At 48.3% G+C, this 22,112-nt stretch carries 20 protein-coding genes; 13 read left to right on the top strand and 7 right to left on the bottom strand.

Features of this window, described 5'->3' with window-relative positions:
- The first annotated feature begins 143 nt into the window (after positions 1–143).
- The 6 genes from fadI (at position 144) to CWB98_RS04775 (ending at position 7,218) form a co-directional block, all read left to right on the top strand.
- Positions 144–1,454 (top strand): acetyl-CoA C-acyltransferase FadI, encoded by a 1,311-nt coding sequence (gene fadI / locus CWB98_RS04800; RefSeq protein ID WP_138543828.1) that lies wholly within the window; start codon positions 144–146, stop codon positions 1,452–1,454.
- Complete coding sequence (gene fadJ / locus CWB98_RS04795; protein WP_138543827.1) at positions 1,454–3,553, top strand: fatty acid oxidation complex subunit alpha FadJ; 2,100 nt, start codon at positions 1,454–1,456, stop codon at positions 3,551–3,553. The genes fadI and fadJ overlap by 1 nt, the downstream gene beginning before the upstream one ends.
- 138 nt (positions 3,554–3,691) lie before the next feature.
- Entirely contained in the window at positions 3,692–5,182 is a 1,491-nt protein-coding gene (locus CWB98_RS04790) for a GGDEF domain-containing protein (RefSeq protein WP_138543826.1), read from the top strand.
- 77 nt (positions 5,183–5,259) lie between these two features.
- Entirely contained in the window at positions 5,260–5,814 is a 555-nt protein-coding gene (locus CWB98_RS04785) for an elongation factor P hydroxylase (RefSeq protein WP_138543825.1), read from the top strand.
- Complete coding sequence (locus tag CWB98_RS04780) at positions 5,804–6,931, top strand: ATP-NAD kinase family protein (protein WP_138543824.1); 1,128 nt, start codon at positions 5,804–5,806, stop codon at positions 6,929–6,931. Before CWB98_RS04785 ends, CWB98_RS04780 begins: the two co-directional genes overlap by 11 nt.
- 8 nt (positions 6,932–6,939) lie before the next feature.
- A complete protein-coding gene (locus CWB98_RS04775; RefSeq protein ID WP_138543823.1) occupies positions 6,940–7,218 on the top strand; it encodes a YfcL family protein in 279 nt (92 codons plus the stop codon).
- A 215-nt stretch (positions 7,219–7,433) separates the two neighbouring features.
- Here the strand turns inward: CWB98_RS04775 and CWB98_RS04770 are convergent, their stop codons facing one another.
- Complete coding sequence (locus CWB98_RS04770) at positions 7,434–8,609, bottom strand: NRAMP family divalent metal transporter (RefSeq protein WP_138543862.1); 1,176 nt, start codon at positions 8,607–8,609, stop codon at positions 7,434–7,436.
- A 164-nt stretch (positions 8,610–8,773) separates the two neighbouring features.
- Complete coding sequence (locus CWB98_RS04765; RefSeq protein WP_054013940.1) at positions 8,774–9,619, bottom strand: HDOD domain-containing protein; 846 nt, start codon at positions 9,617–9,619, stop codon at positions 8,774–8,776.
- 215 nt (positions 9,620–9,834) lie between these two features.
- On the opposite strand from CWB98_RS04765, the gene CWB98_RS04760 reads away from it, so the two are divergent.
- Together CWB98_RS04760 and CWB98_RS04755 are read left to right on the top strand one after the other, a co-directional pair.
- Positions 9,835–11,388, top strand: coding sequence for an AbgT family transporter (locus CWB98_RS04760; RefSeq protein ID WP_138543822.1), 1,554 nt, complete (start codon positions 9,835–9,837; stop codon positions 11,386–11,388).
- A 457-nt stretch (positions 11,389–11,845) separates the two neighbouring features.
- Positions 11,846–12,748 (top strand): LysR family transcriptional regulator, encoded by a 903-nt coding sequence (locus CWB98_RS04755; protein ID WP_138543821.1) that lies wholly within the window; start codon positions 11,846–11,848, stop codon positions 12,746–12,748.
- Here CWB98_RS04755 and CWB98_RS04750 read toward each other — a convergent pair.
- Complete coding sequence (locus CWB98_RS04750) at positions 12,745–14,964, bottom strand: GGDEF domain-containing phosphodiesterase (RefSeq protein WP_138543820.1); 2,220 nt, start codon at positions 14,962–14,964, stop codon at positions 12,745–12,747. The two genes, CWB98_RS04755 and CWB98_RS04750, sit on opposite strands and share 4 nt — an antisense overlap.
- A gap of 529 nt (positions 14,965–15,493) precedes the next feature.
- On the opposite strand from CWB98_RS04750, the gene CWB98_RS04745 reads away from it, so the two are divergent.
- The 3 genes from CWB98_RS04745 (at position 15,494) to CWB98_RS04735 (ending at position 16,986) form a co-directional block, all read left to right on the top strand.
- The gene (locus CWB98_RS04745; RefSeq protein ID WP_171045582.1) at positions 15,494–15,892 is read left to right on the top strand and encodes a type II secretion system protein GspG; all 399 of its coding nucleotides are present in this window, start codon (positions 15,494–15,496) and stop codon (positions 15,890–15,892) included.
- Between the two features lie 96 nt (positions 15,893–15,988).
- Positions 15,989–16,474: a DUF523 domain-containing protein gene (locus CWB98_RS04740; RefSeq protein ID WP_138543818.1), complete on the top strand. Its 486-nt coding sequence runs from the start codon at positions 15,989–15,991 to the stop codon at positions 16,472–16,474.
- Positions 16,475–16,659: 185 nt separating this feature from the next.
- The gene (locus CWB98_RS04735; RefSeq protein WP_125778936.1) at positions 16,660–16,986 is read left to right on the top strand and encodes a hypothetical protein; all 327 of its coding nucleotides are present in this window, start codon (positions 16,660–16,662) and stop codon (positions 16,984–16,986) included.
- Positions 16,987–17,189: 203 nt separating this feature from the next.
- On the opposite strand, the gene CWB98_RS04730 is transcribed toward CWB98_RS04735, so the two are convergent.
- The 4 genes from CWB98_RS04730 to CWB98_RS24580 all read right to left on the bottom strand — a co-directional run bounded on the left by CWB98_RS04730 (position 17,190) and on the right by CWB98_RS24580 (position 18,974).
- Positions 17,190–17,927 (bottom strand): LytR/AlgR family response regulator transcription factor, encoded by a 738-nt coding sequence (locus CWB98_RS04730; RefSeq protein ID WP_138543817.1) that lies wholly within the window; start codon positions 17,925–17,927, stop codon positions 17,190–17,192.
- Between the two features lie 15 nt (positions 17,928–17,942).
- Positions 17,943–18,209: an ATP-binding protein gene (locus tag CWB98_RS23880; RefSeq protein ID WP_349304480.1), complete on the bottom strand. Its 267-nt coding sequence runs from the start codon at positions 18,207–18,209 to the stop codon at positions 17,943–17,945.
- 30 nt (positions 18,210–18,239) lie between these two features.
- Positions 18,240–18,773, bottom strand: coding sequence for a histidine kinase (locus tag CWB98_RS04725; protein ID WP_138543816.1), 534 nt, complete (start codon positions 18,771–18,773; stop codon positions 18,240–18,242).
- A gap of 69 nt (positions 18,774–18,842) precedes the next feature.
- A complete protein-coding gene (locus CWB98_RS24580; protein WP_283241196.1) occupies positions 18,843–18,974 on the bottom strand; it encodes a hypothetical protein in 132 nt (43 codons plus the stop codon).
- A gap of 192 nt (positions 18,975–19,166) precedes the next feature.
- Here CWB98_RS24580 and CWB98_RS04720 point away from each other — a divergent pair, with 192 nt between their 5' ends.
- Both CWB98_RS04720 and CWB98_RS04715 read left to right on the top strand, forming a co-directional pair.
- Complete coding sequence (locus CWB98_RS04720) at positions 19,167–21,017, top strand: haloalkane dehalogenase (protein ID WP_138543815.1); 1,851 nt, start codon at positions 19,167–19,169, stop codon at positions 21,015–21,017.
- A 171-nt stretch (positions 21,018–21,188) separates the two neighbouring features.
- Positions 21,189–21,914, top strand: coding sequence for a sterol desaturase family protein (locus CWB98_RS04715; protein ID WP_138543814.1), 726 nt, complete (start codon positions 21,189–21,191; stop codon positions 21,912–21,914).
- The last annotated feature ends 198 nt before the right edge of the window (positions 21,915–22,112 follow it).

Genomic DNA, 22,112 nt, shown 5'->3' with positions numbered 1-22,112 from the left:
GATTTAAAAGCGGCGTTTAGATGGACCATCTCAGTCATGCTCGAATGATAAGATTTTCCAATTTGCTATTGGCATTAAGGATTCGGTTGTTTAGAATCAAACGACAATAACAGGTCAGACCTGTCAGCGGGAGAGCAAAATTCATGTCTGAACAACACATTCTAAAAACAACAAAAGGGGACCGCATTGCCATTGTGTCTGGTCTGCGTACACCCTTTGCGAAGCAGGCTACGGCCTATCACCACGTACCGGCACTGGACCTGGGTAAGGTCGTTGTCAATGAAATGCTGGAACGCCTCAACATAGATAAAAACGAAATCGACCAGCTGGTTTTCGGCCAGGTGGTGCAAATGCCGGAAGCGCCTAACATTGCGCGTGAAATCGTACTGGGCACTGGCATGCCGGTATCCGTCGATGCTTATTCTGTATCTCGTGCCTGTGCCACCAGTTTTCAGGCGGTAGCGAACGTTGCCGAGTCTATTATTGCAGGTCACACGGCGGTGGGTATCGCCGGTGGTGCAGATTCATCGTCTGTACTCCCCATTGGCGTGAGCAAAAAGCTGGCAGGTAGCCTGGTTGATTTAAACAAGGCGCGTACTTTGTCACAGCGTTTGAAAATTTTCTCAAAGCTCAGACTGAAAGATTTGATGCCAGTGCCACCGGCTGTTGCGGAATACTCAACAGGCTTGTCGATGGGTCAGACGGCAGAGCAAATGGCCAAAACCCATGCTATCAGCCGTGCCGATCAGGATGCCCTGGCGCATCGCTCGCATACTCTGGCTGCTAAAGCCTGGGATGCCGGTTTGCTAAAAGACGAAGTCATGACGGCACATGTAGAGCCGTACAAAGGCTTTATCGACAAAGATAACAACATTCGTGCGAACTCGTCTTTGGAAGGCTACGCGAAATTACGCCCGGTCTTTGACCGCAAACATGGCTCGGTCACAGCGGCAAACGCCACGCCGCTTACTGATGGTGCCGCTGCGGTACTGATGATGAGCGAAAGCAAAGCCAAAGCACTGGGTTACGAAATCCTGGGCTATGTGCGCAACTATGCATTTACCGCCATCGGCGTACACGAAGACATGCTGATGGGTCCGGCCCACTCCACGCCACTGGCATTGGAGCGCGCGGGTCTGACTCTGCAAGACTTAGACTTAATTGAAATGCACGAAGCGTTTGCGGCGCAAACTCTGGCCAACATGAAGATGTTTGCCTCTGAGAAGTTTGCTCAGGAGAAGCTGGGTCGCAGCAAAGCGCTGGGTGAAATCGATATGGATAAATTCAACGTAAACGGTGGCTCTTTGGCCTATGGACACCCGTTTGCGGCAACAGGCGCGCGTTTGATCACGCAAACCCTGAATGAACTGAAACGTCGCGGCGGTGGACTTGCGCTGACTACAGCTTGTGCGGCTGGTGGTCTGGGTGCAGCCTTTGTATTGGAGAGTGCATAATGTCAGTATTTAGTTATGAATTAAACAGCCACCGCGTGGCCATCGTCACCATCGATGTGCCGGGCGAGAAGATGAATACGCTGCGCGACAGCTTTGCCGATGAACTGCTGACTATCCTGGAGCAGGGTCGCAGTGATGATGTAACTGGTATGGTGTTTGTCAGCGGTAAAGACGATAACTTTATCGCCGGTGCCGACATCAAAATGCTGGATCAGGCAAAAACCCGCGAAGACGCGCTGCGCTTATCTGAAATGTGCCAGCAGGCATTTTTCAAAATGCAGAAGTTGCCATTCCCGACGGTTGCAGCCATTCACGGTGCGGCACTGGGTGGCGGTCTTGAATTCGCGTTGGCGTGTGATTATCGCGTATGTAGTGATGACGATAAAACCAAATTAGGTTTACCAGAAGTGCAATTAGGCCTGTTACCAGGCGGTGGCGGCACACAACGCCTGCCAAAACTGGTGGGTATTCAAAAAGCATTAGAATGGATGCTGACGGGCAAGCAAGTGCGTGCCAAGCAGGCTAAAAAAGCCGGTCTGGTAGACGACAGCGTGCCGCACAGCATTTTACTGGATGTGGCCATAAAACTGGCCCGTGGCAGCAAGCCTAAAGCACGTAAACCTAAGCTGGATAAGCTGAGCCAGTTACTGGAATCAAATCCGTTTGGTCGTAATATCATTTTCAAAAAAGCGCAGGAAAACGTTGAGAAGAAAACCGGTGGCCACTATCCGGCGCCACTGGCTATTATCAAGGCCGTGCGTGCTTCGGTTGAATTAGGTGAACTGAAAGCCTACAAAACAGAGGCCGAAGGGTTTGCTGACTTGGTCATGACCGAAGTGTCGCAGTCTTTGCGTGGCATTTTCTTCGCGACCACAGAGATGAAAAAAGAGTGGCAAAGCGACGACGCACCAAAAATCAACCGCGCGGCGGTATTGGGTGGCGGCCTGATGGGGGGCGGTATTGCTCACGTGAGTGCAGTAAAAGCCGGTGTGCCTGTGCGCATTAAAGATGTTGCACATCAGGGGATCAGCAATGCCCTAAGCTACAGCTACAAGATCCTGTCTAAAAAGCAGAAAAAACGTATTCTGTCTAAGGCCGATCTGCAACTGGCGATGAACCGCATCACCGGTACCACTGATTACACCGGCATGCGTCATACTGATATCGTGATTGAAGCGGTATTTGAAGATCTGGCACTGAAGCAAAGCATGGTGGCCGACATTGAACGCGAATGTACAGAGCAAACCATTTTTGCCAGTAACACGTCATCGTTACCGATTGCGCAGATCGCTGAAAAAGCAGCACGTCCTGAGAACGTGATTGGTCTGCATTACTTCTCGCCGGTCGAGAAAATGCCTCTGGTTGAGATCATCCCGCACGAGGGCACATCACAAGAGACCATTGCGCGTACCGTGAATTTTGCGCGCAAACAGGGCAAGACGCCTATCGTGGTAAAAGATAAAGCGGGCTTCTATGTCAACCGCATTCTGGCGCCTTACGTAAACGAAGCGGCTAACCTGCTGCTAGCGGGCGAGCCAATCGAAAAGATTGACCAAGCCCTGGTTGAGTTTGGCTTCCCGGTTGGTCCTTTGGCACTGCTGGATGAAGTGGGTGTGGACATCGGCTCGAAGATTGCGCCTATTCTTGAAAAAGAATTGGGTGAGCGCTTTAAAGCACCGGATGCCTTTGCCCGCATGATCGACAGCAAACGTCTGGGTCGTAAGACCGGCAAGGGCTTCTACAAATATGAAGCCAAAGGCAAGAAAGTGGACGAGTCTGTTTATGAGTTGCTGGGTATTACACCGGCACCACGTCTGAACAAGCAAGAAATTGCCAGCCGCTGTGTGGCGCAAATGCTGAATGAAGCTGCGCGCTGTCTGGACGAAGGTATCATTGATAGCGCCCGCGATGGTGACATTGGTGCCATCTTCGGTATCGGCTTCCCGCCATTCTTAGGTGGGCCGTTCAGCTATATGGACAAACGCGGTCTGAACAAAGTGTGTTCAGAGCTGTCTACCTATGCCACCGACAACGCGGTGTTTACACCAGCGGAGCCGCTGCTGGCTAAAGCCGAAGCGGGCGAAGCTTACTACAGCTAAGCATTTGTCTGAACATTGAAAAAGCCGCATTGATGCGGCTTTTTTATTTTCGGCTACAATAAAGGGAATCATTGTCGGCACACTGCTTGCTATTGGTAACAAAGGTGATAGCGCTCGTCATTTGCCCGGGGATATGGCATGCACAACAGGTACTTTTTTACGTTTATTGCCACGCTGGCTGGCGTGACTGTACTGGCGAATGTTGTGATGTTCTACATCAGTGATGATGCCAACGAGGTGATAGCAAGGTTTGAGCAGCACTGGCAGGAACAGGCCGATATTATTTTACGCGAGGCTGAGCTGCTCGATGATCTGGAACATCAACTCAGCAGCGTAAATACGGCGCATCAGGTTAAGGATTATTTACCTGCGCAACCTCGTCCTGAGGCTGATGTCCGAACTACGATGGCCCTGCAGATAGTAGCGATGATTGGGGCGCTTGACTTGAGTGAGGCGGAAAGGCAGGCCCTTGAACAAATTCAGCGCTATCTTGAACACATACCTACTCACAGTGACAACACCACATCACCTCTCTCAGAGACTCAGCCACCTGAGCAGCTGAATCCGCACCAACATCAGCAACTGGACAGCGCGCTGCAAGCATTACGGTCAGGTATGGAAGCTCGCATTCAGACAACCCGGCATCAACATCAGGCTGCACTTGAAAGTGTGATCAACAAGGGCTCAATTGAAGCCTGGTTGCTGTTGTCATTGATAGTGATCCTGGCTTGTGCCGGTGCTGTGGTGCTGCGTGGACAGTTCAGAACCATAGAAGAGCGAGCCTGTTTATTTAATGCGATCCCAGATGCGCTGTTGTATTGCGAGTATAACGGCAGGATCACGCGTGTTAATCAATCCTGTACAGAACTGTTTGGCTATGGCGCTCGTGAACTGCTCACAATGACAGTAGAAGACCTCATCCCTGTACGTTTTCGAGAGCTACATCGTAAAGAGCGGCGCAATTTTAGCGGGCGTGCGCAGATGCGTCGAAAAGGAGAGAACGGGCTGAATATCGTTGGCTTACATAAATCGGGTGATGAGATCCCATTGGATATAGCAATTGCCAGAACGGCATTGGGACAGGAGACTTACTTTGTGGCAGTGATCCGAGATATTCGCCCGGAATTGCAATTGCAGCAAAAAGCCGAACTGGACTTTTTAACTCAGGTCTATAATCGCGGGCAGATAGAGCAGATCCTCAAAGATGAGTTAAGTCGAGCGCATCGCTATCAGAGGTCCCTGTCGGTCATGATGGTAGACATAGACAAGTTTAAGACCCTAAATGACACGCTGGGACATCAGGTTGGAGATGCGGCATTGGCGGAATTAAGTGGATTCCTGACAGCCTCTATTCGCCCCAGTGACCGTCTTGGTCGCTGGGGCGGCGATGAATTTGTGCTGGTATGCCCTGAAATAGGTGCCGAAAAAGCCTTACAAATGGCCGAACGTCTGGTAATGACTTATAACGAACAGAATCAGTATGATCTGAGTTTGAGTATCGGTGTCACCAGCCGGACTCAGGTTGGCTCACAGGCCGATGTAGAGACATTGATTGGCGAGGCTGATGATGCCTTATACCAGGCCAAAGCGGCGGGTCGGGGCAGAGCGATACTGTTCAGCGATCACTAGCACGGGTTTTTACTTTCCCCCTAAAAATCCGTACAATCTGCGGCCATAAACCGATTAGAGGGCCGCCTGCGAGTTGTATGCACCACATTGACGATCTGATCTCGATATTTAACGCCTTATTTTATCCAACGCACAATACCAAACTGGTCGCAGGGACCGATGAACCCATTTATCTGCCTGCGGATACACAGTGCGATTATCACCGTATTGTTTTTGCACACGGTTTTTATGCCAGTGCGATGCACGAAATAGCGCACTGGCTGGTGGCTGGCAAAGCGCGGCGGGAGCTCGAAGACTATGGCTACTGGTACTGCCCGGATGGGCGCAGTAAAGATCAGCAACTGGCCTTTGAGCAGGTGGAAGTCAAGCCTCAGGCCATTGAATGGGCACTGAGCGCAGCAGCCGGGTTTGCCTTTAATGTCTCGGTCGACAATTTAAATGGCGAGCCGACATGCCGTTTTGCTTTTCAGCGTCGTGTTCATGCGCAGGTGCTGAAAATGTTAACCTGCGGGCTCAATGCCCGAACTTTAGCTCTGTTAGAGGCTTTATCTCAGTTTTATTCGACCCCCTGGCCACTGCAGACTGGCCAGTTTGATTGGCACTGTCCAAAGGAGTTCGCAGATGCAGTTTAAACTTGGATTGATAGTGAACCCGGTTGCCGGGTTAGGCGGTGCGGTGGCACTAAAGGGCAGCGATGGCAGTGAAACCGCAGAGCTTGCCCGCTCGCTGGGCGCTGAACCAAAGGCACACAGCCGTACTGCACAGGCTCTGGCGCTGTTGCAGCCTTACCGAGATATGATTGAAGTCTATACCGTGAGCGGTGACATGGGAGAAGACCTGGCGCTTGAGCATGGTTTTTCTACTCAGGTTGTGATGTCCTGTGGCACGCCCAGTACCCCAGAAGATACCGAACAGGCGGCCAAACTGCTGGCCGAAGCCAAAGTCGATCTCTTGCTGTTTGCAGGTGGTGATGGTACCGCGCGCAACATCTGCGCAGCCATTGGCAGCGAAGCCCCGGTACTGGGTGTACCAGCCGGTTGTAAGATCCACAGTGGCGTGTATGCAATTACCCCCAAAGCGGCTGGTCGGGTAGTAGAAATGCTCATTAAAGGTGAGCTCGTTACCATAGACGACGCCGATGTGATGGACATAGATGAAAGTGCTTTTCGGGCAGGCACTGTGCGCGCCAAGCGCTATGGTGAAATGCAGGTGCCCAGTGAAGTGCGGTACGTACAAAGCGTAAAAAATGGCGGCAAAGAAAGTGATGAACTGGTACTGGCCGACATTGCCGCGTATGTGATCTCAGAAATGGAAGAAGATGAGCAGTATATTATGGGGTCAGGTTCAACGGTGGCCGCCATAATGGAAGAGCTGGGCCTTGATAACACCCTGCTGGGGGTCGATTTGATCCGCGACCATGCACTGCTGGGCAGTGACCTGACGGCGCAACAGCTGTTGGATGCCGCCTCACAGGCTCCCACAAAATTGGTGATCACCCTGATAGGTGGACAGGGTCATATATTTGGCCGGGGTAATCAGCAGCTCAGTCCGGCTTTGATCCGCCAGATTGGCAAAGACAATATCATAGTGGTTGCAACCAAGACCAAGTTGCAGGCACTCAATGGTCGTCCTTTAATAGCAGATACGGGCGATCAGGAACTGGACAATGAACTGAGTGGCTACATCAAAGTAGTTACAGGGTATAATGACCATGTAATGTATGCCGTCGGGCATCAGGATTTAATTTAGGAGACAGAATGTCACTTCAAGCGTATATAGAAGCTGCGCAGCAGTTTTTTGATGAGTTGGTAGATAGAGCGAACGATGACGAGCTGTTTGCTGGTGGCTACTTACGCGGTCATTTTGACCTGGCAGTTGGTTATGCTCAGGTTGAGGAGCTGACACTGTCAGTAGATGAGCTGAATGCTAAAGTCGAGGCAAGCCTGGTGAAGGCGTACCGTGATGGCGAGCTTAACGAAGAAGACAAGCACCACGTGGTGACCATCTGGGAGCGTCTTAAGCAGTTAGGGGCTTAGCCAGGGGCTAATACCAATTTCATTTAATACCTGTTCAATTTGAAGGAGCAAATATGACGCTAACGGCGTTAAAAATTTCTCATTTAGAGTAACTAAATAGCAAAATTTTTGCCTTGTTATCGACCCTATTTTCTCGCCTCAAAATGGAACACTTAATTAAGCAAATTGGTATAACTTCCCTTCGAAAAAGGCGGTTTAACACCGCCTTTTGTGATTCACAGTATCCAGCGCCACACCACAAACAACGCCGCAAAAGCAATCAGGTAAGTTAAGCCTGCCCAGGTCAGCAGTTGTACTGGCTTACTTTGCTGCGCAAACTGCGCTTTCGAGATCAAAGAGAAATTCAGCCAGGCGAAAAATGGCGTGGTCAAAAATGCCAGTGTCATGGCAAACATCAGCATGTCTTTCAGGTTGGCTTTAAAAAACAACACCAGCACCATGCCGAAGATGGCCTGCACGGTAATGAAAATCGACAAGCTGGCCTTGTTTTGGTGGGGTTTGATCAGCTTAAGCGCATCGTCCAGGGTTCTGGCGTAGCCGTCCAGTACCGTGATTGTGGTACCAAACATACACAAAAAGGCGATGGTGGCGATTAACCAGCGGGCCCATTCACCTAAGGTCAGTGCATACATATCAATCAGCTGTTTTGAAAAGGCCACGCCGGCAAGTTCTATTTTCTGGCTCTGGCCGTATTGCAGCAACACGCCCAGAGAAAAGAACACCACGGCCAGAAAAAGCGTCAGAAAATAGCCCAGATTAAAGTCAAACAAGCCCTGTGCTTTGCTGAGTGACTGGGTACGGGTTTTGGCTTTAAGCCACAATGAATTGATTGCTGATATTTCAATGGGGGCCGGCATCCAGCCCATCAGAGCCACCATAAAGCCGAGTAATGCAAGCGAATAAGGGGAGGGGGTCGGTTGTGGCGATGGATGTGCCTGGCCCTGTGACACGGCTACTAACAAGGCAGCGAGAGTCGTGACACACAACACCGCCATGATCCCCTTACTTGCTCTGTCGAGCAACTTGTAGTGACCAAATAATAAAATTCCCAGACACACAAACAGCAGGGCATAGCACAGGGTTGTCAGTGAGATACCCCAGGGCAGGGCATACTGCAGCAACGCGGCCGTGAGTAAGAGTACACCTGCGGTATTCACTACAGCAGCGATGATATTGAGTGCGACAAAAAGATAAAACAGGACTCGGTTTTTATTGTGATAACCAGTGACAAGGCTATTACCGCTGTGTAGCGTATATTCCACACCAAAGCGGAAGAAAGGATACTTAAGCAAATTAACCGCTATCACTAGCCACAGCAGCTGCCAGCCGAACAGGGCACCGGCCTGCGTAGCGGCGACAAGATGCGAGCCGCCGACTGCGGCGGTGGCCATGAGGATCCCGGGGCCCAGGTTCCTGAGTTTAGCAAACATTGATTCCAACACGACTTTCCTATTTTTTGCCACTCATGTTAACGATTTGAAAGCATTTGCCAAGTGGAAAATGACTGGGCTAGTGAGGTTGGGTGGTCAAAAGCCCTGTCAGGACGTGTAGTCGGTTAGCTGGTAAAGTATTCTTCGGTGTCGTCTTTGAGGTCCTGATAATCGTCCTCATCCAGGTTCAGGGCATCCAATACGCTTTGCTTCATAATGGGCCAGTCCGGCGCGGCCACAAAACGCTTATTAACGTGGACCAGATTTTCGGCCATTTTCAGCGTGGAAAATGTCAGCATTTCCTCGTCGGTGCGTTTTTCCTGAAGGTAAGTCACATCATGATGGCGAAGAATGAGTTGGCAAATGGGTTTGGGTAAGTTCCAGCTGTTGGCCAGGTAGTAGCCAATGACGGCATGATTGGTCTGGTAGCGCTGCTCTTCGAACTCTACCAGCATCTTATCGTAATTACTGTTTGCAGCGCCCAGTACTTCGACATAATCTGTATAGTTAAAAGCCATGGCCGGAATACCGGCATCATGAAACAGGCCCAGCATATAGAGGTTTTCTACCGGGACTTTACTTTTGATTTTATTACCAATCAAGGTGGCGACATCGGCAATTTCCTGAGCACTGTCCCAGAATCGCTCAAGCTTGATACAGCACTTTGACTGGTCAAAGGCCTGCTTAAGTAAGTAGCCGGTTACCAGCATGGTGATACTGTTTAGCCCCAGAAACATAACGGCCTGACGGATATCAGTAATGGTGCGCGAAAAACCATAGCTGGAGGAATTAATGACTTTGAGTACAGCAGCAGAAGTGGCTACGTCTGTCGCTATCAGAGCGGCGATTTCGCCAAGCTCGGGCTCTGGTTGTTGTAAAACCTGATGCAAGCTTTGCAACAGTTCTGGCTTTGCTGGCAGGCAAAAGCCATGATTCATATCCTTAAGCACGGCGTTGTCTATTTCGATCATAGCGGTCTCATTGAGAAAATACTAAAAAACACAATTAGCCCGTTGAGGATCAGGCTATTTCGCCAAGTATAGTAGCTGAGTCGGATTACGCATTCTTTGCGTCAACGCAAAATAACGCATAAATAATACCCACGTAATGGATAAAGGAACAAATGAATTGGCATTGTTACGGTTGTTAAGTTAAAGTTGGCTAATTTTCTTTTTAGGGATTAACTATGGAACAAGCGAAAAACGCAAATAACGACGCCAGCTTCGTTATGCGATTCCTCAATAATATAGAAAGGGTGGGGAACAGGCTGCCCGACCCGGCCATGATTTTCCTCGGTGCTATGCTGCTTATCTGGCTGTTATCCTGGATGTTTTCAGGTGTTAGCTTTGATGCCATCGATCCGCGCACCGGCGAGGCGATTGTTGTCCACAACTTACTTAGCGGTGACGCTTTGGCGGGCTTTTTAGCCTCAATGGTTAAAACTTTTACCGGCTTTGCTCCCTTGGGCGTAGTGCTGGTTGCTATGCTGGGTGTGGGTGTTGCTGAACATTCTGGTTTCATTAATGCTGGTCTTAAGCTCATGCTTAAACGCACACCTCAGGCACTGCTTACTCCCTCTATTATTTTGATTGCGATTGTCAGCCACACAGCGACTGATGCTGGCTACGTTCTGGTTATCCCGCTTGCCGGCGTTATATTCTACGCCATGGGTCGTCACCCGCTCGCGGGTATCGCGGCTGCGTTTGCGGGTGTAAGTGGAGGCTTTAGTGCCAACTTTATCCCGTCTGGTATAGACCCGTTGCTACAGAGCTTTACGCAAAGTGCAGCACAAATTATTGACCCGGATATCGCGGTCAACCCACTGAATAACTGGTTCTTTACCTCAGCATCGAGCGTCTTTATTATTCTGCTGGGCTGGTATATTACTGATAAAATCATTGAACCACGGCTGGCTTCTACTAAAGTCGATGGCGACACTGACGACCTGCCTGAGTTTAACGAAGTGACCAGCAAAGAGCGTTCGGCTTTCTACACCGCCTCTGCGGTTATGCTGGCGGGTATTGGCCTGCTTATTTTCGCCGCCAGTGGTGAAGACTCGGCGCTGCGCAGTAAAAGTGGCGCACTGACTGACTTTAGTGCTCCTCTCATGCAGTCAATTGTACCGCTGATCTTCTTATTGTTCTGGATCCCTGGTGCCGTATTTGGCTTTATGGTGGGTACCTTTAAGTCTTCAAAAGACATGATAGATGCAATGAGTAAATCGATGAATTCGATGTCTTATTACATTGTTATGGCGTTTTTCTGTGCGCTGTTTATCGCAGCATTCAGCCAGTCAAATCTGGGCGCCTTGCTGGCCATCGAAGGAGCTGAAATTTTAAAAGCAATGGCCCTGCCAAGTTCTGTGACCGTAATTGGTATTATTTTCCTGACTGCATTTGTTAACTTGTTTGTCGGTTCCAGCTCGGCAAAATGGGCACTGCTAGGCCCAATTTTTGTGCCTATGCTCATGCAGCTGGGGATTTCACCGGACTTGTCTCAGGCGGCATATCGGGTTGGGGATTCCAGCTCAAACATCATTACCCCACTGATGCCTTATTTCCCGCTGGTGGTGGTGTACTGTCAGAAGTACGTTAAAGACACGGGGATTGGTACATTGCTGGCACTGATGCTGCCATATTCAATTGCCTTTTTGGTTGGCTGGAGTTTATTCCTGTTGGCATACTGGGGTTTGAGTATTCCTCTGGGCCTGCAATCTAGCTACATCTATCCTGCGGGTTAATTACCTCCCAGGTAAACCCTGCTCGCCGCTGGATGGGGCCGCTGCGCCTCATCCTTCCCTCACTTCCTGCTTTGTTTTAATTCAAACTAATATTCTGTTTGGCAGTCACAAAGAAAAAAGCCGACGTCCGCCGGCTACGTGGATTTGCTATTGGTTGGGCCAAAAGCACCAAGGGAAACTGTACTGCCTCCGTGCAGTAAATATTCAAGGGAGGCTCAAAAATCAAAGTAACCAAAAAGAGCACACATTGGTTAAGAGCGAGCGCATCATACCCATATTAAATGACTAAATTATGACAATTTATTGTGTTCAGTGGTTTAATTTTGCTTGGTCTATTCAGCTGTATAGCTATTGTTCAGTAGTAGCACCTAGTGTACGTTGATAGAGAAAAGTACTTGAATAGATTAGAATAGTTTCAGGTGAAGGGCCTACATGGTCAACTAACGAGGAAGGTGAAATGTTACGAGTCACGCTTGAGCAGTGGCGTATGCTTCGCGCCGTGGTAGAACATGGCGGTTTTAATCAGGCGGCCAAGGCTATTCACAAGAGTCAGTCGAGCATTCATACGGCAGTGCAGAAAATAGAAGCAGCCCTGTCTGTTAAGTTGTTCCTGGTTGAAGGGCGCAAAACCCGCCTGACTGAAGCGGGCGAAATGATGCTGCGTCGGGCCAATTACCTGCTAGATGAAGCCGAGAAAGTCGAAGCGGTCGGTCAGACTCTGGCTAAAGGGGTAGAAAGCCACCTGCGCATTGCGGTTGATGAAATATTCCCTCAGACATTGCTTTATAAGGTGCTGGAGGCGACTTCTCAGGCCTATCCTTTGCTACGCATTGAACTGGTCGAATCTATCCTTTCAGGCTCCTTTGAGGCACTGCAGCACGCCAAGGTCGATATTGCTATTTCGCCTATGGTGCTGAGCGATGGATTCAGCGAGCAGTTGTGTCAGGTTGAGTTTGTGGCTGTTGCTCACCCGGAGCATGCCTTGCATCAGTTGGGTCGCGAGCTGACGCTGGAAGATCTTAAGTCTTTCAGGCAGATAGTGGTCAGAGATTCTGCACTGGGTAAAGGCACAGACAGTGGTTGGCTGGGGGCTGATCAGCGTTGGACGGTCAGCCACTTGCGCACTATGGTGGATATGGTAACACAGGGGCTGGGCTTTGCCTGGCTACCCAGAAGCGCGATAACACAGCAACTCAGCAGCGGGGCACTGCTACCATTAAAACTGATGCACAATCGTACGCGTTTGGCGCAGCTTAATCTGATCTTTAAAGACGGAGATACACTGGGACCTGCAGCCCGGGCGTTTATCGGTGAGCTCAGATACCAGTGTATGGCGCTTGAAGCGCAGGAAAAGACTTAAAGCTCCTGCATTTGATGTGTTTTTGCGAGTACCTGCTCAACCGCAACAGGACGGCTAAACCAGTAGCCCTGAAACTCTTTAACACCCAGCTCGAGCAGTTTATTTAGCTGCTCCTGAGTTTCAACCCCCTCTGCCAGCGCAGCAATCCCCAGGTTATCACACATAGTGAGTATCCCCAGTAGCAGCGCTTGCTGCTTTTGATCTGAGGTGATCTGAGTCACCAAAGAGCGATCCAGTTTGAGGCGTTTAATGGGCGAAGCCAAAACCCGGGCGATGTTAGAATATCCTATTCCAAAGTCATCGATACTGAGACTGAACCCCATTTTGTCCAGCGCTTCCATGATCTGATTGTGATCGTCCGCAAAACTGTATTCTGTCAGTTCAAATTCGAACATACGTGGGCTCAGACCGTAACTATGCACAATGGCCAGGGTTTTACGGGCAAATTGCTCACAGGCAATATCTCGGGAACTGATATTGATGGCAATTGGCACGTGAATGTCCGGGTGGCTCTGAAGCGTATAACAAACCTTGTGCAAAATACGTTGCGTCAGCTGATTGACCAGACCAAACTCCTCGGCAATAGGCACAAACTCACCGGGAGACACCCATCCCAGCAATGGACTGTGCCAGCGTGCGAGTGCCTCATAGCCAATCACCGAGTGGGTATTATCGTGCTTACTTTGCAGCACAATTTGTAATTCGTCATGTTCCAGTGCTTTTTCCAGCAACAGGGCCATTTCATGGCGGGCAAGTGTCTGACGTCGGGTACCGTGATCAAAAATGGCTAGGTCATCGCCGGGGCTGCGCAGCTCGCACGCCTGCTGCGCATTTTTCAATAAGCGCTCAGGAATGTAGCCATGCTCGGGGTAGGTTGCAATGCCCACGGCGTAGCGCGCATGAAACTGGTGCTGACCCAGCTTGAGCCAAAAATCCAGGTGCTGATGCCAGCGCTGTGCGACCTCCAGTACAGGTGCGTCGGGTTCAATGATTATCGCCAGTCGGCCCGCACCAATATAAGCTATCTGGTCGAGCAGGCTGGGGTCGTGTTCGGCAACCTGGTTAATATGGCCATACAAATGTTTATGGAGTTCACCATCAATCAGGTAGTCCAGTACGTGTTTGTTGAGGTTTTCGGCGATCAGCAGAGCAAATGGCCGCCCACGGTCAATATGCACTTGTAGCTGCTCAGTGAGCCAGGTTTTATTGGGCAAATTGGTTCTTGCATCAAAGTATTTTGCTTGCTGATGCGCAACATCCAAAGCCAGCAGATCCTGCTGAAGTTGGTGCTGATCGGAAACATCGTTAAGGTACCAGGCACATAGCTGCTCGGAGTGATACTCCCGCGAGGCCAGCTCAATGGTTCGCTCGCCCACACGAAAGACATTCACATCTGCATCAAACAAATCGTTATTAATGAGCAGGCTGCTCAGGTCGTCCTGTGTGACTCGGGCAAAATTACAGGGCAGGGGTTGAGTCTGGATCCCCAGTAGACTGCGCGCCTTCTCATTGGCTTCTACAATATTAAAGTCTTGGTCAACTAAAGCGATGGCGTGGAAAGATTTTTGAAAGAAGCGTTGGTAAATTTGTTTTTGAGAGGCAAGCAGTTCGTTGTTATTGGCCATGTGCAGGTTGAGTCGGCTGGCCGCCAAACTGGTGCGCCATACAGCCAGTGGCACGGTACAGTTGAAAAAGAAGAACAGCAAAAAGTGAATATAGATATCGCCATCGACCAGCATGCGCTCACCCGGCGGGATCAGTGAAACATTCACTTGCTGCACTATCATCAGAAACGGCGCGATATTCAATATGGCATAAAAAATCGCAGTGCGCTTACCCAGTAACAACAAAGCCAGGATAGGCGTAATATAAACAAAAATAGACCCCAATTGGGCAAGGGGGAGTAGTGGAATAAATAACTTGATGGCCACCCCTGCGGCCACAATAGCAATCATCAGCAGGTGCGCGCATAGTTGATAGGCACTGCGGCTTAGTGTAAGCAGTACACCTATGGTGAGCGTAAAGCCAGATGTCAGCGCCAGCACATAGTCAAGTTCAAATGCCAACGCAGCAGGCAAGCTGTTGACGAAGATCCCCAGGCATAATAAGAGTCCGGTCACCAAAATGATGCGCAGCGCACTAACACGCCAGTTAGGCACCTGACCTGGTGATTGGGTTTCTTCCTCTAGTAAGAAAAAGCGGCTTAAAGAACTCAAAACGTTACAGTTATTATTATTGTTTTTCCCGATACTAAGGCCATAAGAGCCGCAATTCAATGGGTAGAGGCAGTAAAACCTGCGCTAAATCAGCTTAACTGCGGTTTTTTTCAACATAGTGGAGGGGAATTAGGCAAATAACACACTCAATCTGCAAGCAATCTAGTCATTTTATTAACAATTTCGTCATCCCGGATGCGTGCGAGCCGGAGGCCATCAAAACACGGTGCGAAGTGCCATCAGACTTTTGACGCATGTCAGAGAAGCATGAAGTACGTCTACTTTATGTGTCGAGGGAGTAAACCCGCGGCACGAAGTTTCTGGAATTCGTTTGAACTTCCGAAATACGTTTATAAAGTAATGTAACTTGATGGACTTACTATGTCCTCCGCGATTGCCGATATTGGTAAATCAAGTTGCCTGGCATTTATTTGAGCACACTTTTTTGTTTGTATCAGGTAATAGAGACGGGTACCGTATAGTGTTGTTCATTAAATCAGAGCTTTGTCTGTCAAGGAATTACAATGCAATGAAGCATTTAAAATTTAGTTGTTTAGTTTTTGGCTGCCTAATTGTTTTGAGCCTGATTATCCCAAGGTTGGTTGTTTGCCCACCACTGAGTAAAAATGATGAAGCAGCACTTGATATTGAGTCATTGCGCGCCGCAATCTCACTATATTATATCCACAATGATCGTCTCCCAGAGAATCTTGGAAACTTGATGCAAGGCAGTATTCTTTACATAGCTCAAACACTTAAGGATCCCTGGATAACCGACTATCAATACAGTATCTTGTCAGAAGACGCGTTTTTACTATGGTCGAAAAGTTCAATTCTTAATGGCAATACTTTAGTGCTTTTCGCATTCAGGTATGACGGCCACAGCTTTAGGCAAGTCGAGATTGAGCAGTCTAGCTTTGGCCCGTAGTACTCGTAGGGAGGCGACAGTTCTAAATAAACAGACTAACGCGACTCCGACACTTAGTTAAGTCCGGTTTGTTGCTTTTTTATAAAGGAGTTCTGGGTGGAAAAAGTACTCATTAGTTCGTGTTTGGTTGGAAATAAGGTGAGATACAATGCCAGTTGTTTGTCTCTTCCTGAATCTGATTGGTACTGGCTTCAAACAAACGTGGAGTTGGTGGTCTTTTGCCCAGAAGTATCCGCAGGTCTGCCCACCCCCCGGCCGCCAGCTGAAATCATCGCAGGAAAAGGTGTTGATGTACTCAGAGGGTCATCCCGGGTCGTCGGAGATGACGGTATCGACGTCACTGCGCAATTTATCGCGGGTGCCCAAAACGCCCTGGTACTTTGTCAACGGCAACAAATAAAGTACGCAATACTTACGCAAAGTAGCCCTTCCTGTGGCAGTGCCAATATTTATGATGGTACGTTTAGTGGGACCAAAGTTAATGGTTCGGGTGTCACTGCCGCATTGTTAGAAGAGCAGGGCATTAAGGTGTTTAGTCAATACACGATAGGCGAGCTCCAGCGTGAGCTTGTCAAACGATGAGCATCATTGTGGCCGGGACATCATCAATCAAAAAATTATGGCTAAAAAGTGTTTTAAAGGTGATTCGTAACGTCTGATAATTTTATTATCCTGATGTTTAGATTAGTGTTATAAAAGGTGTGTGGTGACTCTGGTATTGAGCTGCTTACACCTTGACAGGACGTTAAATTTAAAAGGAGCAAATTATGAAAAAAATATCAATACTGCTAATGTTAATGTCGATATTTGTACCGATACAAGGGCATGCAGGGTGGACAAAAAGCTGGGGGAAAATTACACAGGTAATGTCTCATGATGGGTTTCATGTAATTTATACCACGATTTCAGATAAGACGTGTGATGAAAGTGGTAATTTCTGGTGGCCAAAGGATGACCCCGATTCTGACGATATGTATTCAATGGCACTTGCGGCATTTATGGGGGGAAAGGAAGTACTGCTTGTCCACGATGAGGCTAATCAAGAGTGTAAGTTTGGGCACATATCTAAAGCAACCCACATGAGAATTAGATAACAGACAATGAGCCAAGTATTGCGTGAGTGAGAATGGTTTAGCTTAGTCTCATTCATCGCCAAGCTTAAGCCGCTATTGCACTTTGGTTTGGGGGAGCTTCCTATCATTAATACCTCCCCAATCGAAGAAAAAAAATATATATCAGGGGCTATGCCTGCAAAATGGTGTTGTCCACATTACACTCGAAAGTTATCTCTCACGCTTTACCTGGTGGTTATCCGCTCCTTTAAAGTGTGGATAAAACGACGTGAGACAGGAATTTGTACATCCGTTCCCGCAAGTAGCACAAAATGTTTTCGGGCGTGATATTTAAGCTCTAAAAGTTGTGTGGCATTGATGATATAGCTGCGATGTAAGCGGTAAAATTGTGAATCAGGTAACTGAGTGCAAAATCCATCCAGTGTTTGCTCTGAAATAATGGTGTCTGTGCTGTGGATGCCGGCGCCTTGCGCTGTTAAATGTACTCGTCGATAACGGCCAATGCTTTCAATGTAACTGATATGCTCAAATTCAATGATCTTTTGTTGCGCATGATCGTTGAGGATCAGGCGCTCTGATGAGCGCTGTGGCTGGTTATGTGTTTGCTGGCGAACAATTTTGCCTATGCTTTTGGCGATAAGTTCCGGCCTGGCAGGTTTAACTAAGTAATCTATGGCATTGGTATCAAAGGCTTTCAGCGCATATTGCTCGTATGCTGTCATAAATATCAGCTGATAGGTTAAGCCTTGCGTTGCCTGTGCCACATCAAAGCCATTGAGTTCTGGCATTTCAATATCGAGAAAGACAATATCCGGGCGCCAGAGCATGATCTGTTCTATGGCCGACTTGCCATCCGCGGCCTCTGCAACAATATTTAGCGCATCAAAGCCACTTATTACATCCCTTAAGTGCCGTCTGGCAGCCTGTTCGTCATCGACGATGATCACGGTTTTTTTATTCATTTGGGGCTCGTGTGCTTACCGGGGCAGCGTAATGAATGCGCTGGTGCCCTCGTCAGTGGATACCAGTTTAAACGTCGCTTCATCTTGATAGTGCAGTGCCAGGGTTTCGCGCGTTATGCGCAGGCCTTCGCCCTGACTCACCAGGGTGTCATCGAATGGCGCGCCTGTATCCTGCACTTCAATCAGCAACGAGCGCGTAGTCGCTTCAATAATGATACTGATATGACCTGCCTGTGAATAAGGTGCAATGCCATATTTTACTGCGTTTTCTACAACTGGCAGTAACAGTAGAGAAGGAACCGCAAGTTGGTCTTATTCACTTTGGCAATCTAAATCAAACGTGAGTCTGTCTGCAAATCTTTTTTGTTGTAACACAAGATAGAGTTCAGCCAGCTTTAGTTCTTGTTCAAGCGCTACAAATTGGTGTTTTGTCAGCTCAATGGTTTGGCGCAACAAGTCACTCAAGTCATAAATCAGCGCCTTAGCCTTGTGGGGTTCCAGGGTGACTTCACTGGCTATCAGGTTGAGGGTATTAAACAAAAAGTGCGGGTTAGACTGCATTTTCAGCATTTGTAATTCGGCTTTTTGCGCTTGCAGCTGAGACTGAAAATAATAGGCCTGTTGTTTAAACATCAGCATCACCGCAATGTAAACCGACGTCTCGAGCAACATAATGACAATAGGCAAAAATGTAACCTGTGCAGCTGGATTGGTGGTGGGCAGGTTGACGACAGGGCCTATCAGGATGTAAAGCAGAATGATGGAAAAGGGTCTGAGCAACCAAATAGTGTGATAAAGCTTTTTTGGCAAATATCGAGAAAAGACAGACTCACACAGGTTAAACAACAGATAACCTGCACAAAATCCTCCCCATATTTTTACGATAACTTGAGCGAACAAGGGCAATGTGAACAGCTAGAGTAGCAGTAACACACTGGATAACAGCAAGATATTGAACCAGGGCCAGATCAGCAAAAAGATCCAGGCCTGCGTTGTTCTTTTGTTATAAAGCCCGGTTTGACTCGGTAATATTTGCTCTGTATTCACTCGGAGTTCCCGTTGTCACTAAGTTATTAAATGGTACAAGCAATCTTGCCCTGATGACATGCCGCCAAAACACCATTGAGACAGACTTTTACACCATCTGCACACCGGGGGCTACGTTGTACTCGTATGCGGTGTTATTCCTATGCCTCAACACGACAAGCAATTGTTATCTGATACATAAGGAAAACGACTATGGTTCACAACATCCGAGAAACACAATTTAAGTTAAAGCAGTCGGTTATGAATTTGCGTAAGGTTATTGGTATCTGTCTGCTTAGTGGCATTTTAATGGCATGCAGTGATGGCGATGATGAAGAAATCAGTGTTGAAGATACGGAGAGTTCTGAGATATCAGCAGAGGCACGGCCCGAAACAGGCCCGCTGAGCGCTGAGTGTCTGGAAGCTGATATCGTGACTTCGACCACAGCAAAAGGCGTAGAGTTTATCCGGACTCCGGATGCGTGTTTTGATGAGTTACCCGACTATGATTTTGCAGCGAACTATCTCGATATTGAAGGACTGAGGCTGCATTACGTCGACGAAGGGCCAAAAGATGGTGAAGTGATACTCATGCTGCATGGTCAGCCGAGCTGGTCATATTTATACCGTAAAATGATCCCCATTCTGGCTGAGGCCGGCTATCGTGTGATTGCGCTGGATAATATGGGCATGGGTAAATCAGATAAACCGCTTAATGTGGCGGTGCATCAATACGAACATCATGTCGCCTGGACTAAAGCATTTATTAACCAGTTGCAACTCACCGATATCAATTTGTTTGTGCAAGATTGGGGTAGCCTGATTGGATTGAGAGTGGCTGGGAGTATGTCTGAGCGCTTTGCCAGAATAGTGGTCGCAAATGGGGATATGCCCATTATTCCGACTGGTACTAACCCTTATCACGTGCCCAGCTTTGAGATAGATGAGTCGCAACCAGCAGATGCCAGCACCTTTTTTGATACCCGTTCAAGCGATCGCGTCGAAGGGTTTCAGCAATGGATCGATTATGCCGCCAGTGTACCGGAGCTGATGGCGGGGGATGTGGTACAAAAGCTCTCTGCGATTGAACTGAGTGAGGCAGAAGTCACTGCATACAATGCACCTTACCCCAATGTACAGTACAAAGCAGCTGTCCGTGCGTTTCCTTCCATGCTCTCTGGCATAGAAATGCAAACTTTACCAGCATGGCAAACACTGGGCGCTTATCATAACCCGTTTATGTTCAATGCCGGGGAATATGACACGGGACTCGGCAGCGAAGCCAATCAGCGCAAGTGGGTGGACCATGTACCAGGCTCAGACGGGGTAGATCACAGACGCTTTCAGGCCGGGCACTTTATCCAGGATGATGTCGGAGAGGACCTGGCGCTGCATGTGTTAGATTTTCTGCAAACGACTGCGCCAGAGGCGCCGCTGATCACAGGTGGGCCAAGCTATAACATGCGGTATTGCGAGATTTTATTGCCTTACCTGCAAGATGACAAAATAGTTGCTCAGGTGTGGGGGACGCCGGGCGTCGATATGTGTCGCCAGGCTCAGTGGGATGCCATTGACTTTGAAGACGTTGCCGCAGAGCACGGTGCATTGAGTGCTATTCCAAACGGCCCGCGCTTTTTTGTGGTGGACGAAAGCCGCGGCGCGGAGGTGATAGCGCAAGAGGCTGAAACGCAAATTCGCCAGTTCGGTGAGATAAACATGCGTTTATTAACCACCGCTGATCTGAGCGCTGCGCAGGGTGAGCAACTTCCTTATGTTGCCGGTGAGGTGTCAAGAAGCAATACCTGGCACTTCTATAAAGGCAGACGCATTTATGAGCTGATCGATACCACTGGTCAGGTTTTTGTGATGCAGTCGTTCAGCCGTATTTCGGACGCCTCATTGCAAATGGATGATTTGGAAAACCTGGGAGACCGGCTCACGCTGCCTGAGGGTTGGCAGTTTTCCAGCCGAATCCTGACTGAGTCGCTTGATATGACACCTGTTGAGGGGGTTGCTTACGTACTACAGGATGAATTAGGCAATAGTTATCAGCTGGTGCAATAGTGTCTCAGGTCACCGCTTCGCAACAGGAGGTGACCGCTCGCCCAGTATACATGGATTTATCTATATGCAAATGTGGTTGTAGTTTAAAGCGAAGTTCCACATAATAATGTTGTTAATTTAGGAACCATCGTTTTCGTGTCGTTTAGGCAAGAATATACGGATTAGGCCAGTATGGAACTACTTACCTTACTTATAATCATCACAGCATTTACGTGTGTTTTTACCCTGGAAATCATCGCTCCAGCGTCAAAAAACAGGTGTGACAGGCGCTGGATGATCCTCGCATCGTGCATCAGCTTATTTCAATCGATTACCACAATCGGCGCAGGCCTGATTTTTGTTGATATTTTTAGAGACCTTTCTGTATTTAGCTTTAACACTCACAATATGTTCCTGCAGGGTATGCTCGGGTTCTTATTAACCAGCTTTGTTGCTTACTGGTGGCACAGGTCGATGCATAAGTTTGACTTACTGTGGCGTGTTTTTCATCAGTTGCATCACAGTCCCAGGCGCATTGAAGCCCTTACATCGTTTTATATGCATCCCTTTGATGGTATTGCAGCCACATTTTTGAATGCCCTGTGTTGTTATTTTATTCTGGGCCTTGATGCCTATGGGACTGCCGTCAGCCTGATTATTGCTGCTTTGTACAACATTTACATACATGCAGATCTTAAAACGCCGTACTGGCTGGGCTTTGTGTTACAGCGCCCTGAAATGCACAGAGTTCACCACAAACATATGCATCACAAACAAAATTATGGCTTAGCTATCTGGGATTTGTTGTTTGGCACATTCTCTAATCCAAAAGTGTATGTCCAAAAGGTGGGCTTTGATGAAACCCGTGCAAACAGAGTTTACGACATGCTAAAGATTAAAGATGTACACAAATCTTAAAAATTAATCATTTAAGTTATATTAATTAGCCATTGAAGTAGCCAGTGATTTAATGCTGAAAGCCATTTGCAATATTCTTTTTTATCGAAGTCCAGAATTCATGACCCCCCAATTTCTCGCTCAATTTATTTTACTTCCTTTATATATGCTGAAAACTGTAGCGTACCCACCTATGCTCGCATATAATTGTACCGATTA

The sequence above is a fragment of the Pseudoalteromonas rubra genome (assembly GCF_005887115.1).
GTDB lineage: Bacteria > Pseudomonadota > Gammaproteobacteria > Enterobacterales > Alteromonadaceae > Pseudoalteromonas > Pseudoalteromonas rubra_F.
This window is presented reverse-complemented; position numbering and strand designations above follow the sequence as displayed.